We start from the raw sequence: 17,737 nt of genomic DNA on the forward strand, positions 1-17,737 counted from the left end.
CTTATTAGAAATTACGAATACCTGCTAAGCCATAGGCACCATGCTGTTGTGCAGTAGCTAAATCATCAGGATGCACTCCCCCCAATGCAAAAACCGGAATCTGGCTTTTTTGGGCTAGATCAGCAAAACGTTCCCAACCTAATGCCAAGGCTTCTGGATGAGTGGTTGTCGGTTTTACAGGACTAATAAAAACAGCATCACAACCAATCTGCTCAGCCTGCTTTAAAGAAACCGCATCATGACAAGCGGCAATATAACGTACGCCTACTGTTAAATCACCCTTATGCAAATTCATGAGCTGAGATTGTTTTAAATGAACGGTCTTAATCTGTTTCTTTAAATCAGGGCTCAACTGCTGCCAAAAATCTGTATTAATAATTAAGTTTGATAACTGATTTTCATCTAAAGCACTTAATTGCTCTAAATATCTCTGATCAGCATCGGCTTCTTCTATACGCCAATATAATAAAGCATCACTGCCTTTTACAGGTGTAAGCATATTGCTGATTTTGATGAGATGAGGCCAATAGAGTCGCTTTATGATGTCTTTATTGGCTTTTGGAAAGTTTAAATGAAGTAACTGTTCCCGTGTGTACCACGCCCATGGCTGATGAATAAGATTTAATAGTTCATCAGGCACATAACTATGAAATAAATGTAAATTGACAATAATGTCTTCATATTCATGGTGAATATAATCAAACTGATGCCAATCTTTTAAACCAATACCCACTTCTTCATAGATTTCACGGCGGCAGGCTTCTTCTGGTGTTTCACCCTGCTCAACCTTTCCTCCTGGAAACTCATGCTTTCCACCTTGATGCTGCTGCTCTTCGCGCCATCCTACTAATATTTTTCCACGATGGATCAAGATTGCTATAGCAACATCGACTATTGGTTTGGGCATCTTTTTACTCTCTAAAACTTTTCTCAAGTGTAAGCAAATTTTATCATTTTATAAAATTTTAAAAATCTCATTGACAGACCTATTCGATAATGATTATCATTTAAATCGTTCAAGAACATACCACGGAGCACAACAAATGAACGCACCTTTTAGCTTATTTACCCGTAACAATGACACAGCTCACGCCTTACCAATGTTACATTCTAATAACCTCTTTGCATTAGGCCGTGAAATCCGCATTATGCATGCTGGCGAGGAATATCGTTTACGCCTCACTCGCAACAACCGTCTAATTTTAACTAAATAAAAAATACACTCGCGTTTCAATAATATTCGTGGGAAAACAAAAAATGGATAGCATGGGTAACCATGCTATTTTTTATGACGGAAGAATAATCTCTGCTCTTAGGCCCCCTTGTTCAGCATGCATAAAACGTAATGTGCCATTATGCAATTCAATAATTTTTCGGGTAATTGAAATTCCTAACCCCGAACCTTGCTGCTGAGTACCTAAGACTCGAAAAAAACGCTGCCCTAAACGTAATAGCACTTCGTCATCTACACCATTTCCCGTATCTTCTATAGACACCTTAATTTGCTGTTCATGCTGACTAATCTCCACATGAATAGAGCCTAAAGTCGGGCTATAACGAATGGCGTTATCAAATAAATTTCTAAAAGCAATAAACAGCAATTCTTCATTTGCATATGTTTTAGTTTCTGTCGACAAGGTATTTGTTTCTATCAACATTTGTTTAGCTTGCGCATCTAAAGTTACAGTTTCAATGACTCTAGCCAATAAATAATTTAAATCGATAATCGTCTTGGGAAGTTGTGGCTGCTCTGCTTCATTGGGTTCTAAGCGAGCCAGAAGGAGTAAATTTTCAAGTATTTTTGTACTTCTAGAAACGTCTTCTTGTATACGTTCAAAGTCCTGATGAAGCTCTGGAACATGTTGATATTTACGCTGTAAAACCTGAAGACGCATTTGTATGGCAGATAATGGAGATCGCAACTCATGAGAAGCATCTGCGGTAAAACGCTGTTCAGCGACTAATGCCCTTTGCAACCTTGCAAGTAATTGGTTTAGCGCATCAATCACAGGCTGAATTTCTGTAATGACATCTGGTTCTTGAATGGGTTCTAAGTTTGATGCGGTTTTTTGAGCAATTCTTCTAGAAAGCAAATTTAGCGCAGCCAATTGATGCTCGGTACGCCAACTTACAATGACCCATTGTAGCAGCCAGAACAACACCATAAGGCCGCTATACCCAGCAAGTGCTTTGAGTACTTCTTCGATACGTGTACTGATTGGCTGAAAAACTTCAACTTGTAACTTTGAGTCTTCTTGCTGTGCAGCTAAGCTACGCCATAATTGGCCATCAAACCAAAAATATGAAAAACCTTCTGATAAATTACCTTGTTCAAAAAGCTCGTGCTGATAGCTATGAGAATGAGTAAGTAATTGCCCAGAACTTAATAATTCATACTGAATATCAAATTCATCACTGAGTTCATCAAACTGTTTCATAGAGTGCCCAGAAATATCAGAAACCAGCAAAGTATCTGATATTTCATCCATGATTTCGTCTTGCACCGACATGTTGTGATAAATAGAAAATATGGTGAGTAAGCTTAAAGCCAGCAAGCCCACCACGACACTACTCCACATCGTGGTTTTAACCAGTTGCGACTGCAAGGATGAGCGATTAGATTTCATTTTAAATCTCCCATACGGTAGCCTAACCCCCGTATGGTTTTAATGCTGCTACTTCCGATTTTTTTTCGAAGTTGATAAATAAATACTTCTATTGCGTTACTTTCAATTTCTTCACCCCATGCATAGAGTGCTTCTTCTAATTGATCACGCGTAATAATATGCTCAGGATGGACCATAAGCTTACGTAATATTTGGAACTCTTTAGCTGTTAAATCAATAGACTTGCCAGCGCATGATACAACTTTTGCTTGTGTATCGAGTTGCAGATCGCCCCACGTTAAGACTGATTGCTGACTCAACGTTTGCTTACGTAATTGAGCGCGGATTCGGGCAGATAACTCTTCTAAGCTAAAAGGCTTAACCAAGTAATCATTTGCACCTAAATCTAGTCCTTCCACCCTGTCATGAATACTGTCACGCGCTGTAATAAAAATAACAGGAACATTTTTTTGTTTATGGCGGATCGTTGTTAAAACTTTTTCACCAGCCAGTTGAGGCAACCCCCGATCAAGCAAAATACAGTCATAGTCATGCTGCTCGATTGCCGTAAGCGCATAATCGCCTCTTTCTACCCAATCTACCTGATAACCGTCTAACTCTAGCCACGATTGAATACTTTCAGCTTGAGAGCGATCATCTTCTGCAAGCAAAATTCTCATCTGTTTTTCCTGTTATATCCTGATTTGATCTTGCCAAGCCTTTCTAGAAAAAGCAAAGCCGCATTATTAAAATGCGGCTAAAGACAATACATCTAAGATTATTAATTAAAACTGAACTTGATCCACATCAATTTCGACGCGTTTTAAAGGTTTATAATCAATGTCTACTTCACCAATTAAAGTTACATTTGTATTTGGTGAAATAGGACGACCTTGCCAAAGTTCATCATCTACATCAACTGTAATGCTACCTGTCTTGTCACGAAATTGATATTTTTCATCACCTAAAGATTTTACAACCTGACCATGTAATTTTATCGGTGTACTATCTTTAGCCGTTAATGCCTGTTTTACCGTGGTGACAGTTGCCGGAGCAATTGCAGCCTGATTCACTGGTGTATTCGCTACAACTATGCCAGCAGTAGCCATACCAGCAGTCAACAACATTACTTTAAGCATATTCATATAATTACCCTCTGTTTATGGTTTCCTCTTGGGATAAAGCAATTAAATCAAGCATAAATGAGGTGAATCTTAAGAAAAACTTAATTTAATGGAACAACCCGTAAGACCTCTTCTAATGTCGTAACACCATCAATGACTTTACGTGCACCCGCAATTCTCAAAAGTTCTATACCTTCTTTTTTAGTTTGAGTTCTTAAATCATTTAACGTCACATGACTACTAATAAGATGCTTAAGCTCTAGACTGACTGACATAAACTCATAAATACCGATTCGTCCTTTATAGCCTGTATGACGACATTGTTCACATCCAACAGCCTGATAAACTTTTTCTGGCATGTCCATAATGTAGTCGAATGTTAGGTGCTGCCACTCGTCCTCATTAATTTGTGTGTGTTGTTTACAGTGTGGGCAAAGCTGTCGCACTAAACGCTGCGCGAGCACACCTAGAATTGTGGCTGCTGTTAAAAATGGCTGCACACCTAAATCGTGCAAGCGAGTCAAACTAGACGGCGCATCATTGGTGTGTAAAGTTGATAATACTAAATGACCTGTTAATGCTGCTTGAATTGCCATATTCGCTGTATCTTGATCACGGATTTCCCCAATCATAATAATATCGGGGTCTTGACGCATGAGCGCACGAACACCATCTGCAAAGCTTAATTCAATTGCATTGTTGACCTGCATCTGGTTAAAACTAGGCTCTAACATTTCAATTGGATCTTCAATGGTACATACATTGACCTGATCTGTTGCAAGCTGCTTTAACGAAGAATATAGCGTGGTCGTTTTACCTGAACCTGTAGGACCAGTGACTAAAATAATGCCATGGCTATTTTTTGTTAACTGTTGCCACTGTTGTAATAAACTCTCTTCAAAACCCAGTTGATGAAAAGAACGTACCAGTACATCTGGGTCGAAAATACGCATAACCAGTTTTTCACCAAAGGCTGTTGGCAAGGTTGATAAACGTAGCTCTGTTTCTTGCCCCTTTGGCGTCCGAGTTTTTAATCGACCATCTTGCGGTTTGCGCTTTTCGGCGACATTTAAACGTCCTAAAATTTTAATTCGAGAAATCACGGCGGTCAGTGTATTTGAAGGCATGTTATAAATGGTGTGCAAAACACCATCGATACGAAACCTGACTTTGCCATTGTCTTTGCGTGGTTCCATATGAATGTCACTGGCACTCTGCTCGAACGCAAACTGTAAAATCCAGTCGACTAATTTCACAATATGCTGATCATTGGCATCAGGGTTCTGGCTATCCCCAAGTTGTAAAAGAGCTTCAACATTTTTATTATCACGGTCATGAGCTGCATCTTTTTGAGCTGAGTTTACCGCTCGACTGACCTGATAATATTCGCGTAAATAACGTTGCAACTGTTCGGGATTAAGTAGTACCCGCTCAATTTTTTTAGGAGCTAGACTTCTTTCAAGATTATTGAGCCAATCTGTTTGAAATGGCTGGTCTGTTCCAATCACAATTCGATCGGCATGGATTTCAACAGCTAAAATATGATTGCGAATAGCAAATTCTTGTGACATGACTTGAGTTAAAGCACTCACATCTGCCTTTAAAGGATCAATCACAAATAAAGGAAGTTGAACCCGATCTGCAAACCATAAACACAAACGATTTAAACTTAAATGAGCGTGTGTGTGCTGCTGATCTTTTAAATTAAAATGTGCAATCCACTGTAAAGGATGCCATTTCAACTGGTCCTTTTGGCGGTGGCTTGACTGTACCAGTAATTTATCTCGTTCTGTGATACGGCCTTCTTGTAATAGTTGTTCTAGACACCAATAGGTATCTATTTCTACATGTGCATTCATGCTTTATCCCCAATATACTTTTATAATATAGCAGAGATGTTTTAGATTTAACTCACCCCAAAATCGTTAAATCCACTATTTAAATATCCTTCAACTTCAATTAATTAAACCAATTCTCAACTTGAACTTTTTTTGCGTCATAGGTCATGTTTATAAAGTTATTTTGTAAGTTGCATTGTCTAAAAAAGATACTATGATCAGTCTCATAAAAAGCATAAACTGAACGTGAATATATGATTTTAAAATGATTCAAATCTACATATAACAATAAACCAAAGAGGAAGTAATATGGAACTTCCAATGACAATGTCATTACAAACAACATCCTTTGAAGAATTCATTACAGTCATTGCAGCTGCCCTTGGCTGTGGCTTATTAATCGGCTTAGAACGAGAGCGCAGTAAACTCAAACACGAATATAAAACTTTCGCTGGTTTTAGATCTTTTGCAATTAGCGCTTTATTAGGCGCGATCTGTTTTTTATTCGGCACTCCTATGGGGATTGTTGGAGCTTTAATCATCGGTGCAATCAGCATCGTTTCCCTCAAAAATCAGCCAAATGATCCGGGCGTTACTACCGAACTTGCATTTATCATGACTTATTTCATTGGAGCACTCTGTATTTGGAATATTTCATTGGCAGCAAGTTTAGCAGTCATCATGACGGCTATCTTAATAGCTAAGCAGTCTATGCATGGTATTGCTAGCCAATGGATTACCGAGGCAGAATTGCGCGATGGAATTTTCCTACTCGCCTTACTTTTAATTGCTTTACCTTTAGTCCCGAATAAACCCTTTTGGGGTCCAGTTTTAAATCCGAATGTTATTTTAAAATTGCTCACTTTAATTTTATTTGTACAGGCACTGGCACATATTGCCAAACGCTTATTATCTTCCAAAAATGCCTTATTACTTTCGTCTTTGGCTTCAGGTTTTGTTTCCAGTACAGCAGCTATTGCCAGTCTGGGTTTAGAGGTACGTTCCGGTCGTGCAAATGCAACGACTAATGCGGGCGCTGCATTAATGTCCTGCGTTTCAACACTTATTCAAACATTAATTATTGTGATAGGTATCAGCTTTACTTGGTTTAAGCTAATTATATTTCCTGCCCTTATTGCATTAGTTGTTTTAGCGGTATGGGCTTTTATTTTATTACGTAAAGGAGAGCCTAGTACTACTTTACCCGAACTCGACTCAAGAATGTTTAGTCTTAAAGAAGCCATTATTATTGCTGGCACACTCACGCTTATTCAGGCAGGTGTTTATGGTTTAAGTATATCTTTAGGCGATGCAGGATTAATAGCCGGAACGTTACTCGCTTCTTTGTTTGAGATCCATGCTGCTATAGCCGCAGTAATTGTACAAGGTGAACCTGATAGTGCTCATATGTCCCCTTTATTAATTGCTTTTATGGGAGGCTTTGCAGTGCATGCAATTGCCAAAAGTATAAACTCTGTAATTTCGGGCGGGCTACCTTATGCTCTTGCCTTCGTTCCCGCCCAGCTTATTCATATGGCTATTTTTATTACTTTACTTTGGCTCAACATCCATTGGTTCTAAAATAGAATTTATTGCACAGCAGAAGCTTTCACCATATCCACTACAGTAACTTCAAGCTGACCGACTTTAAAATGAATATCGAAACTGGAAAATTTCATTTTATAAATTCTGTCTGAATCTTCTTGATAAGCAGGCCGAGGATCTAAGGCTAACACTTGCTCAAGCTCATCAAGGTATTGATCGTCCATTTCTTTATTTTGTAAAAAATATTTTTGAGTATTTAGAGCAGGTTCAGACCAAATGACTGATTTACGCTCTGGTTCTGCATGTGCATAACCACTTTGTGCATCAACAATCGCATCAGAATATTGAATATAGGGTTTAATATCTAGAATTGGAGTTCCATCTAATAAATCGCTGCCAGTGACGTACACTCGTACTGACTTACCGACTTTTTCAACCTTCTTTAACCGTACTACAGACAAGCCCACTGGTGCTGGTCGATACATGCTACGTGTAGCAAATACGCCAATTTTTTCATTACCCCCTAAACGTGGGGGACGAACTTGCGGACGGAATTTATCTGCACTACCCTGATTTTTATTGTCATGAAACTGCCAAACTAGCCAGAGATGACTAAATTGCTCAATTCCTTCAAAAGCCAACAAGTCATTATAAGGTTCTATCATGTCGATATATGACTCGATATTTACCAGATTAGGCTGGCGTGGAATACCGAATTTTTCTCGATATGGAGAGCACATGTGGCCGATTATGGGAAGGGTGACAGAATTGATCATCACTTTTTCTTATAAACACAATTAAATATATTCAGTTTATCGGGAATGAATTTAGATTAGAATAGCAATCTGTTTTCTTTTAATCGTGATCGAGACCTTTAATGGCTGCTTTTAACGTCGAACGCATTACTCATGTTCACCACTGGAATGACACCCTTTTCAGTTTTAAAACTACACGCGACACTAGCTTACGTTTTAAAAATGGTCAGTTCGTAATGATCGGACTTGAAGTGAATGGCAAACCGTTAATGCGTGCGTATTCGATTGCAAGTGCAAACTACGAAGAAGAGTTAGAATTCTTCTCAATTAAAGTACAAGATGGTCCTTTAACTTCGATTTTGCAAAAAGTACAAGTTGGCGATGAGATTCTGATTTCTAAAAAACCAACAGGTACTTTGGTTCATGATGACCTTTTACCAGGTAAAAACTTGTACCTTTTATCTTCTGGTACTGGTCTTGCTCCATTCTTGTCAATTATTCGTGACCCAGAAACTTACGAACGTTTTGAAAAAGTAATCGTTGTTCATGGTACACGTTATATTTCTGAATTAGCTTATCAAGACCTTATCTTGAACGAATTACCAAACCATGAGTTCTTTGAAGAGTTAGGTATTAAAGACAAACTTGTTTACTACCCTACTGTAACTCGTGAACCTTTCCACACTCAAGGCCGTGTTACCACTGCAATTGAAACTGGTGCTTTATTCGAAAAAGTTGGTTTACCACGATTTAACCGTGAAACTGACCGCGCAATGCTTTGCGGTAGCCCTGCTTTCTTGAAAGACGTTGCTGCGTTACTTGACGAACATGGTTTAGTTGAATCACCTCGTATGGGTGTAATGGGCGACTACGTAATTGAACGTGCGTTCGTAGAAAAATAAGATTTTCTAATTAAAAAAACCGAGGCCAAGTCCTCGGTTTTTTTATATTTGTTTTATAACTTGATTATGCCATCGATACAGGTAACAGCGCTTCCACCCACTAAAATTTTATCTTGATATAAATTTAGTTGAAGCTGTCCGTCACGTCCTAAAACGCGACCTTGTGAAGACATTACCTGATCATTTTGTGCGGGCAAAATACCATGGTAACGAATAAAAGACGCTACGCTACCATTACCACTACCACAAACTGGATCTTCATTTATTCCAATTGAAGGAGCAAATGAACGAACTTCTATATGTTTTTGTTCATCATTATTTTCATAGAAACCATAAACCGTCGCTCCACCAACTTTCATTTCTAAATCATGTTGTTTTAAAGCAGCGAAGTCTGGTTGAGTCGCTAAAACAGCTTCGGCATTGACAGCTTGTAATACAACCCAACGTGCCCCAACATCAACCAATGCAGCATTCCATTGAGTGTCAATCTGACATTTTAAAATCTCTGCCAATTTTTGAGTCTGTGTCGTATCTAATGGCGTAATTTTAGGTTGTGGTAGTTCAAAGGAAATATGATTCAATTCACTTACCGTAAGAGCAACTAAACCTGCACCACATTGCTGTACCAATTTTCCTTCTTTAGCAGTAATTAGACCAGCTTCAAGTAAAGCATGGGCTGTGCCGATTGTAGGATGGCCTGCAAATGGTAATTCATTTTGCGGAGTAAAAATTCGAACCTGATAATCAGCTTGCGAATCTGTGGCAGGCAGTACAAATGTAGTTTCAGAGAGATTGGTCCAATTGGCAATCGCCTGCATTTGCTCAGATGTTAAGGTACTAGCGTCCATAATCACCGCGACAGGATTTCCTTTAAATGCTTGTGAAGTAAAAACATCAACTTGTTTAAATGCTACAACGGACATAGACCACTCCTACTCATTTTGATATTAAAAAATTATGGTTTTAAATCCTCACCATGCTTTTGATCTTACTGAGATATCTTTAATGGTTACAGTATCAGTTAATATGAAAAGTAATAGACACAGTTCTTAAGTGTAAAACTCGATTAAATGGACCAACCTAAAGTAGTCACAATATTTGAGATAAATAACAGATCACTATAAAGTGTACCCATTACTTTGGCTTTTTAATGAATTGATATGTACAAATATAAAAAAGTGAGTGATGACTTAACCCTTCAAATCCATAATGGAAGGCAGCCTATTGGTTCGCGTCTACCTTCAATACGAGACTGTGCAAACCATTATCAGGTCAGCATTAACACCGTAAAAGAAGCGTATCGTCAACTTGAAGATCAAGGTTTGATTTCTGTTCGTCCTCAATCTGGTTACTATGTTTGTCATGCACCTTCAAACTTGCTAGAACTCGAAGAACGTTATGTCAGTGAAGAAAAAGTGCCACTTTCAGGTATCAGCTGCTTCCTCGCACAAATCGTTAAAAAGCAAATGGACCCAAGCTATATTAATTTGGCCCTAGCTTGCCCCTCAGGAGAAAATTTCTATCCAATTGAGCGATTAAAACGTTTAACTGCTCAAGTTTTACGGACACAACCAGATATTTTTAAAAGCTATACCTTACCACCAGGGTCAACACGACTACGCACACAAATTGCTAGACGAAGCTTGCAACTCGGTATGTTTCTTTCAGCAGATGATATTGTACTCACCCATGGCACCATGGAGGCTTTAAGTCTCGCAATTATGGCAACAACTCAAGCGGGTGACAGCATCGCCCTTGAGATCCCGACTTTTCATAATTTGTACCCACTCCTGCATAATTTAGGCCGAAAAATTGTAGAAGTTCCCACTTCGCCACATACAGGCATGTGTCTAGATACACTTGAAGAACTCTTAAAATCTCAAAGTGTACAAGCCATATTAACGATTCCAACAGGACACAATCCCCTCGGTTTCAGTATGCCTGAAAGCAGCCGCCGTCGCTTGGCAGAGCTAGCCAATCATTTTCAAGTTCCTGTTATTGAAGATGCGATGTATGCCGAATTGCAACTAGCCGAACCTCTCTTACCCAACATTAAGGCATTTGATCAAAATGGATGGGTGTTGGTATGTAGTAGCTACACCAAGACTGTAGCACCCGACTATCGAATCGGTTGGTTAGAAGCTGGGCGCTTCCGTAATATTGTGCAGCAGCTAAAATTTACAACAACGGTAGCCGAGCCTGCTTTGCTTACTGAAACCTTAGGACTTTTCTTAGAAAATGGTGGTTATGACCTGCATTTACGACAGCTCAAAAAACGCTATCAACAACAAATTGATACCATCAAATCTTATATTTGTCGTTATTTCCCACTTGGTACCCGAGTCAGTCGCCCACAAGCAGGGTTTATTTTATGGTTAGAATTGCCCGAATCTATTGATACGCTAGAACTGTTTCATCAAACTATGGATGAAAAAATCTTATGTATGCCGGGAATCTTATGTTCTGCTGATAAACGTTTTAGTCATTGTTTACGTATTGCAGCGTGTTTTGAGTTAAATCCCAAAATGTTAAATGCTTTGATACGCTTAGGAGAGTTAGCAAAAAATATGCTTTCATCTCAAAACCATATGGACAAAATCACTACTCACTCATAATTTACAGCATGCGAAGAGAGATATGACAGTATCAACCCTAGCTTATGATGTAGGTTAAACATAGCACTTTAATCATTGCGATTAGTTTTTAATATAATTAATGGTTTATACCGTTTTGCTAGTGATAAAATCAAACTATCAGTTCAGTTTGATTTACTTGTATTTGTGTACCAAAAAAATTGCACAATCGTTAAAACTGGTCAAATCATTTCAACATTTCATATAGATTGATTAAAACTCATTCTGGCGTAGCTCCCCATGTCTTATCTTTATTTAGCAATTGCGATTGCTTGTGAAGTCATTGCAACTTCAGCTTTAAAAGCATCTCAAGGTTTTACTGTTCCAATTCCTTCGATTATTACTGTTGTGGGTTATGCAATTGCTTTTTATTTATTGTCTCTGACGCTAAAAACAATTCCGATCGGAATTGCATATGCTATTTGGTCGGGTGCAGGTATTATTTTAATTTCAGCAATTGGCTGGATATTTTACAAACAGCATTTAGACTTGGCAGCCTGCATTGGTCTTACTTTAATGATCGCAGGCATTATCATTATTAATGTGTTTTCTAAAAATACTCATCTATAAAATATAATTAAAAAAAACAACCGAGTACGGTGAGAATCTTTTATAAAAAATTTCACCATACTCGGTATAAACAGCTTATTTTAAACTGCCCGTTAGAAACTGCTTTAAGCGTTCACTTTTAGGGTTATTGAGTACTTCATCAGGATGACCCTGTTCTTCAATCTTCCCTTGATGCAAAAAAATTACTTGATTAGATACATGACGCGCAAAGCCCATTTCATGTGTCACCACAATCATAGTACGTCCTTCTTCAGCCAAGCCCTGCATTACTTTTAGTACTTCACCCACTAACTCTGGATCAAGCGCACTGGTTGGTTCATCAAACAACATAACTTCCGGTTCCATAGCCAAAGCACGGGCAATCGCTACACGCTGCTGCTGACCACCAGATAAAAATGCAGGATATTTACTTTCAACGCTTTCAGGCAAACCAACTTTACGTAGATATTTCCGCGCACGCTCTTCTGCCTCGGCACGTTTTACCCCAAGTACGTGAATTGGCCCTTCAATCACATTTTCCAGCACTGTCATGTGTGACCATAAATTAAAATGCTGAAACACCATCATGAGCTGGGTACGCATTTTTTGTAGTTGCTTTGGTTCAACCACTTTTAAATTGCCTTTTTTATCAAAGACTGTGCGCAGTTTTTCACCATTGAGCTTAATGGTGCCATTACTCGGTTGTTCTAAAAAGTTAATACAACGTAGCAAGGTACTTTTACCTGAACCAGATGAACCGATGATACTAATGACATCACCAGCATTTGCATCAAGTGATATCCCTTTCAGTACTTCATGATCGCCAAATGTCTTATGTAAATCACGAATCACTAGTTTTGCAACTTGTTCCATTATTTATGTCTCCTAATGATTCGATGGCTTTAAAAATGCCAACCAACGTTTTTCCAACTTACGAAATAGCCAAATCAAAATAAATGCCAGCATCGCATACAACACTGCAGCAATTCCAAAAGCATTGAAGGTGTCATAGGTTGCCGCATTCACATCACGCGCAATTTTTAAAATGTCAGGAACAGTTGCTGTAAATGCAATGGTTGTCGCATGCAACATTAAAATGACTTCATTACCGTAAAATGGTAAAGCACGGCGCAACATCGACGGAATAATAATGCGGGTATAGCGTTTCCATTTTGACATTCCAAAAGCTTGTGCAGCTTCAATCTCGCCATGTGGAATAGAACGGATCGCCCCAGCGAAGATTTCAGTGGTATATGCACCAGTATTGAGCGCGAATGCCAAAATGGTGCAATTTATGCCCTCTCGAAAAAATGCATCAAGCGTCTGATGTTCATGGATGTAATCAAAGCTGTAAATGCCTGAGTAAATAATCAGCAATTGGATGTACAGGGGTGTGCCACGAAAAACATATGTATACAACCAAACTGGACCACGCAACCAAAGATTTTCTGATACTCGTGCAAGTGATAAAGGCACAGCAAGCACAAAACCAATACCAATAGAAAGCACCAATAACCAAGCAGTCATCGCGACACCGGTCATTTGTAAACCATCGGTCCAAAGGTATGCCTGCCAATATTGTTGAAGGATTTCAATCATAATTGTCCCTTCCTCACACCAGCAGAATAACGACGCTCAAGCCACATTAAAATCAGGTTCGACACAGTGGTAATTGCCAAATAAATCGCGGCAGCGACGATGCTGAAAAAGAACAGCTGCATGGTACTTCTACCTGCATCTTGGGTAATTTTCACAATGTCAGTCAGGCCAATAATTGAAACCAGTGCGGTTGCCTTAATCAAGACTTGCCAGTTGTTACCAATGCCGGGCAATGCAAAACGCATCATTTGAGGGAATAATACACGTCGAAAAACCTGCCAAGGGGTCATACCATAGGCCATTGCTGCTTCAATTTGACCCGTTGGAACAGATTGAAATGCACCACGAAAGGTCTCGGTAAAATATGCACCATAAATGAACGCTAAAGTAATCACACCCGCCACAAAAGGATTGATATCAATTTGATCCATTTGCAGTGATTCAGTAATTTGGTTCAGACCCAACTGCAAGCTATAAAATAACAGCAGCATAATCACCAAATCAGGCACACTACGGATGAGTGTGGTATAGGCGGTTGCAATATAGCGTAAGGCTTTAAAACTAGAGAGTTTTGAGCTCGCACCAATTAAGCCAATAATGACAGAAAGCAAAAGTGACAACAGCGCAAGCTGAAGGGTCATCCATGTCCCGCTGAGAAGGAGTGGCCCATAGCCAGATAAAAACATGACTCATCTTCTCCTTAAAAACAATATCCAATATTGATGAGATGAGAATAGATTTAAAAATGTCGGCACTCAGCCGACATTTTTCACATCATTAGTAAATGTTAAAGGAGAAATATTTTTTCTCTAGTTTCTTGTATGTACCATCTGCAATGATTGCTGCGAGTGCTTTATCAATATTCGCTTTCAAATCTGCATCTTCTTTGCGTAAACCAATAGCAGCACCTACACCCAGTGTTTTTGCATCAACTACATTGCCACCGACAAATGCAAAGTTTTTGCCTTTTGGTTGTTTTAAGAAAGCACCATCAACCATGATCGCATCTTGTAAAGTTGCATCTAAACGACCTGACATCATGTCTTGATAAATCAAATCTTGGACTGGATAAGGTACAACGGTTACACCTTTTGGTGCCCAATAGGTTTTAGCATAAGTTTCTTGAATTGTGCCCTGTTGTACACCTACACGTTTACCTTTCAATGAGGCAGCTGTCGGTAATAATGGCGAGCCTTTTTTTGCAACCATGCGTGTTGGTGTGTTGTAGATTTTGCTACTAAACAAAATTTGTTTTGCACGTTCATCAGTCACCGTCATTGATGAAAGAATGCCGTCAAATTTTTTCGCTTTAAGGGCTGGAATCATCCCATCAAAAGAGTTTTCAACCCAAACACATTTGGCTTTGAGTTTTGCACAAATGGCATTACCCAAATCAACATCAAAACCAGTTAACTTGCCATCCGGTGTTTTATATTCAAACGGTGCATAAGAGGACTCTGTACCAAAACGAATCACCTTCCAATCCTTTGCTTGCACATTAGTCGCAACAGCAGCCAGAACTAAGGTTGTTGAAACGAACATTTTTTTCATAAAGCTTGCCATCTTGAAGCTTCTCCTTGAAATCCAAATAAGGTGATAAAAACTTGAGTATTTCAAACTTACTCTTCTGCCGAAATAATTGCAATTTTTATACCATAAGTTAAAGAATCAGGAAGATGTCAAAACAGCAGATCGTATTAACTGATTAAATGTTGAAAAATCAATCAAATTGAAAAGTTAATTCTTGAGTGTATAAGCCTCTGCCATATTTTCATTTTCGACCAATGTCCGAATGGTGTATTCATGGTTATGTTCTTTGGCACTGGCAAATTCACATTTCTGATCCCATACCATTGAGCAACCACTCAACAATGGACAACCTGCAAATAATTCGGCCACCCAATCAACAAACACACGAACTTTAGGCGATAAATGACGGTTTTGTAGATATACGACTGATATTGGCATGGGTGCTGGCAACCATTCAGTCAGCACTTCCTTGAGTGAGCCATCCTCCAGATGTTTTGCCACCATATAATATGGGCATTGAATTAAGCCAAAACCCTGTACAGCCAAATCAACATATGAATCACCATCGTTAACAGAAACGCGCCCTTTCACGCCAACGCTATGAATCTCACCATCAACCATAAAATCCCAATCGATATTACGTCCGGTACGACTATTAAAGTAATGCACGACCTGATGTTTTTGTAGATCATCAATGGTTTGCGGTTCACCATGTTCAGCCAAGTAACGAGGTGCAGCAACCGTCACGCACTGAATTGTTCCGATACGACGTGCAACCAAACTTGAATCTTTCAGCTGACCAATACGAATGACACAGTCCACCGCATCTTGTACCAAATCGACTGGACGATCACTCATTCCAATCACCAAATCAATATCGGGATACTTGGCATGAAAATCACAAAGCATCGGAATCAGGATCAGCCGCCCAATCGAGGCTTTAACATCAATACGTAGTCGGCCTCTTGGTCCACGTTCCGAATCATGAAAATTCGATTCAACATCTTCAACATCGGCTAAAATTCGCGAAGTCCGTTCATAATAAACCGCGCCATCGGGTGTCAAACTGAGTTTACGAGTGGTTCGGTTCAATAAGCGAACTTGTAAATGTTTCTCTAAACCCTGAATGGTTGTGGTCACAGAAGCACGCGGTAGGCCTAAACTGTCAGCCGCTAAACTGAAACTATTTGTTTCGACAACTTTGTTAAATACTTTCATGGCATGAAATAGATCCACACGCACACTCCTATCAATGCATTTTCTAATTCAAACACATCAATTGTTATAAAAATACGAATAGTGTTATCAAATTTAATATATTTATTCGTGATTGACAAACTTTTATGCTCCGTCCATTGCCTAAACCCTGTTTCTCCCATACGGACCATAACTAAAAGTCTGAAAACAGGTATCCAAATAAGTAGGAGCACAACATGTCATTTTCCCGCAAACAGTTCGCACTGTCTGCCATCTTTGTCGCCATTTTGGCAACGGGTGGCAGTTTTATCTTCTTACATGAAAATGCCGATGCAAAAGCTGCACCGACCCCTGCCCAACAAGCTGCCACTGTTGATATCTCTAATGTCATCAGCAAAACCATTACCGACTGGCAAGAATATTCCGGTCGCCTAGAGGCGATTGATCAAGTTGATATTCGGCCTCAGGTTTCGGGCAAACTCATTGCCGTTCATTTTAAAGATGGGAGTCTGGTTAGAAAAGGCGAGTTACTTTTTACAATTGACCCTCGTCCATTTGAAGCAGAACTCAATCGTGCACAAGCACAACTTGCTTCAGCCGAAGCGCAAGTCACCTATACAGCAACCAATCTTTCCCGTATTCAACGTCTAATTCAAAGTAATGCTGTATCACGCCAAGAGCTTGATCTGGCAGAAAATGATGCACGCTCAGCCAGTGCCAACCTACAAGCAGCCAGAGCAGCCGTTCAATCTGCACGCTTAAATCTGGAATATACCCGTATTACTGCACCAGTTAGCGGCAGAATTTCTCGTGCTGAAGTGACCGTGGGTAATGTGGTTTCTGCGGGTAACGGAGCACAAGTTTTAACGAGTTTAGTGTCTGTATCTCGTCTCTATGCATCTTTCGATGTTGATGAACAAACTTATCTCAAATACATCAGTAATCAGCGCAACTCAGCACAGGTTCCTGTCTATATGGGACTTGCCAATGAAACTGGTTTTTCTCGTGAGGGAACCATCAACTCAATCGACAATAACCTAGACACAACCTCAGGCACGATTCGTGTTCGCGCGACTTTCGACAATCCAAACGGAGTTTTATTACCGGGTTTATATGCTCGAATTCGTCTTGGTGGCGGCCAACCACGTTCAGCCATTCTCATTAGCCCAACCGCAATTGGGGTCGATCAAGATAAGCGTTTTGTCGTTGTTGTCGATGCTAAAAATCAGACTGCTTACCGCGAAATAAAAATCGGGGCGCAACAAGATGGCTTGCAAATCGTGAATAGCGGATTACAAGCGGGCGACCGTATTGTGGTGAATGGTTTACAGCGTATTCGTCCGGGTGACCCTGTTACGCCGCACCTCGTCCCGATGCCGAATGCACAAATCACTGCAAGTACTAACACGCCCCAACCTCAGCCAACAGAAAAAACTTCAACTCCGGCAAAAGGTTAATC

General features: G+C 39.6%; 18 protein-coding genes. 6 read left to right on the forward strand and 12 right to left on the reverse strand.

Annotated features, from left to right (window positions below; genetic code table 11):
- Positions 1–4: 4 nt before the first annotated feature.
- Positions 5–907 carry an NUDIX domain-containing protein gene (locus tag RMB03_RS11330; RefSeq protein WP_311076196.1) on the reverse strand — a complete coding sequence of 301 codons (903 nt, stop codon included), beginning with the start codon at positions 905–907 and terminating at the stop codon, positions 5–7.
- 136 nt (positions 908–1,043) lie between these two features.
- On the opposite strand from RMB03_RS11330, the gene hemP reads away from it, so the two are divergent.
- Positions 1,044–1,214, forward strand: coding sequence for a hemin uptake protein HemP (gene hemP / locus RMB03_RS11335; protein ID WP_002118129.1), 171 nt, complete (start codon positions 1,044–1,046; stop codon positions 1,212–1,214).
- A 72-nt stretch (positions 1,215–1,286) separates the two neighbouring features.
- Here the strand turns inward: hemP and RMB03_RS11340 are convergent, their stop codons facing one another.
- The 4 genes from RMB03_RS11340 to RMB03_RS11355 all read right to left on the reverse strand — a co-directional run bounded on the left by RMB03_RS11340 (position 1,287) and on the right by RMB03_RS11355 (position 5,589).
- Positions 1,287–2,627, reverse strand: coding sequence for a cell wall metabolism sensor histidine kinase WalK (locus RMB03_RS11340; RefSeq protein ID WP_017391970.1), 1,341 nt, complete (start codon positions 2,625–2,627; stop codon positions 1,287–1,289).
- Positions 2,624–3,286 (reverse strand): response regulator transcription factor, encoded by a 663-nt coding sequence (locus tag RMB03_RS11345; RefSeq protein WP_004643474.1) that lies wholly within the window; start codon positions 3,284–3,286, stop codon positions 2,624–2,626. Before RMB03_RS11345 ends, RMB03_RS11340 begins: the two co-directional genes overlap by 4 nt.
- A gap of 105 nt (positions 3,287–3,391) precedes the next feature.
- Positions 3,392–3,751 (reverse strand): NirD/YgiW/YdeI family stress tolerance protein, encoded by a 360-nt coding sequence (locus RMB03_RS11350; RefSeq protein ID WP_005046092.1) that lies wholly within the window; start codon positions 3,749–3,751, stop codon positions 3,392–3,394.
- A gap of 80 nt (positions 3,752–3,831) precedes the next feature.
- Complete coding sequence (locus RMB03_RS11355; RefSeq protein WP_311076203.1) at positions 3,832–5,589, reverse strand: GspE/PulE family protein; 1,758 nt, start codon at positions 5,587–5,589, stop codon at positions 3,832–3,834.
- 288 nt (positions 5,590–5,877) lie between these two features.
- On the opposite strand from RMB03_RS11355, the gene RMB03_RS11360 reads away from it, so the two are divergent.
- The gene (locus tag RMB03_RS11360) at positions 5,878–7,149 is read left to right on the forward strand and encodes a DUF4010 domain-containing protein (protein WP_311076204.1); all 1,272 of its coding nucleotides are present in this window, start codon (positions 5,878–5,880) and stop codon (positions 7,147–7,149) included.
- An 8-nt stretch (positions 7,150–7,157) separates the two neighbouring features.
- Here the strand turns inward: RMB03_RS11360 and tsaA are convergent, their stop codons facing one another.
- Complete coding sequence (gene tsaA / locus RMB03_RS11365; protein ID WP_080632494.1) at positions 7,158–7,889, reverse strand: tRNA (N6-threonylcarbamoyladenosine(37)-N6)-methyltransferase TrmO; 732 nt, start codon at positions 7,887–7,889, stop codon at positions 7,158–7,160.
- A 101-nt stretch (positions 7,890–7,990) separates the two neighbouring features.
- Between tsaA and RMB03_RS11370 the strand changes: the two genes are divergently transcribed.
- On the forward strand, positions 7,991–8,770 hold the full coding sequence (locus RMB03_RS11370) for a ferredoxin--NADP reductase (RefSeq protein ID WP_005039353.1): 780 nt from the start codon (positions 7,991–7,993) through the stop codon (positions 8,768–8,770).
- 53 nt (positions 8,771–8,823) lie between these two features.
- On the opposite strand, the gene RMB03_RS11375 is transcribed toward RMB03_RS11370, so the two are convergent.
- Entirely contained in the window at positions 8,824–9,693 is an 870-nt protein-coding gene (locus RMB03_RS11375; RefSeq protein WP_311076208.1) for a PhzF family phenazine biosynthesis protein, read from the reverse strand.
- A 231-nt stretch (positions 9,694–9,924) separates the two neighbouring features.
- Between RMB03_RS11375 and RMB03_RS11380 the strand changes: the two genes are divergently transcribed.
- Positions 9,925–11,385: a PLP-dependent aminotransferase family protein gene (locus RMB03_RS11380; RefSeq protein WP_311076267.1), complete on the forward strand. Its 1,461-nt coding sequence runs from the start codon at positions 9,925–9,927 to the stop codon at positions 11,383–11,385.
- A 258-nt stretch (positions 11,386–11,643) separates the two neighbouring features.
- Positions 11,644–11,973 (forward strand): multidrug efflux SMR transporter AbeS, encoded by a 330-nt coding sequence (gene abeS, locus RMB03_RS11385; protein WP_003650669.1) that lies wholly within the window; start codon positions 11,644–11,646, stop codon positions 11,971–11,973.
- 75 nt (positions 11,974–12,048) lie between these two features.
- On the opposite strand, the gene RMB03_RS11390 is transcribed toward abeS, so the two are convergent.
- The 5 genes from RMB03_RS11390 to RMB03_RS11410 form a co-directional block, all read right to left on the reverse strand.
- Entirely contained in the window at positions 12,049–12,825 is a 777-nt protein-coding gene (locus RMB03_RS11390) for an ABC transporter ATP-binding protein (RefSeq protein WP_003650668.1), read from the reverse strand.
- A gap of 12 nt (positions 12,826–12,837) precedes the next feature.
- The gene (locus tag RMB03_RS11395; RefSeq protein WP_017387975.1) at positions 12,838–13,551 is read right to left on the reverse strand and encodes an ABC transporter permease; all 714 of its coding nucleotides are present in this window, start codon (positions 13,549–13,551) and stop codon (positions 12,838–12,840) included.
- Positions 13,548–14,237, reverse strand: coding sequence for an ABC transporter permease (locus RMB03_RS11400; protein ID WP_005039343.1), 690 nt, complete (start codon positions 14,235–14,237; stop codon positions 13,548–13,550). The genes RMB03_RS11395 and RMB03_RS11400 overlap by 4 nt, the downstream gene beginning before the upstream one ends.
- Before the next feature lie 91 nt (positions 14,238–14,328).
- The gene (locus RMB03_RS11405) at positions 14,329–15,114 is read right to left on the reverse strand and encodes an ABC transporter substrate-binding protein (protein WP_045125743.1); all 786 of its coding nucleotides are present in this window, start codon (positions 15,112–15,114) and stop codon (positions 14,329–14,331) included.
- 174 nt (positions 15,115–15,288) lie between these two features.
- Positions 15,289–16,317: a LysR family transcriptional regulator gene (locus RMB03_RS11410; RefSeq protein ID WP_017391960.1), complete on the reverse strand. Its 1,029-nt coding sequence runs from the start codon at positions 16,315–16,317 to the stop codon at positions 15,289–15,291.
- Positions 16,318–16,514: 197 nt separating this feature from the next.
- On the opposite strand from RMB03_RS11410, the gene adeF reads away from it, so the two are divergent.
- Positions 16,515–17,735 (forward strand): multidrug efflux RND transporter periplasmic adaptor subunit AdeF, encoded by a 1,221-nt coding sequence (gene adeF, locus RMB03_RS11415; RefSeq protein ID WP_311076216.1) that lies wholly within the window; start codon positions 16,515–16,517, stop codon positions 17,733–17,735.
- Positions 17,736–17,737: the final 2 nt, after the last annotated feature.

Source organism: Acinetobacter sp. V91_7 (assembly GCF_031799075.1).
GTDB classification, from domain to species: Bacteria; Pseudomonadota; Gammaproteobacteria; order Pseudomonadales; family Moraxellaceae; genus Acinetobacter; species Acinetobacter calcoaceticus.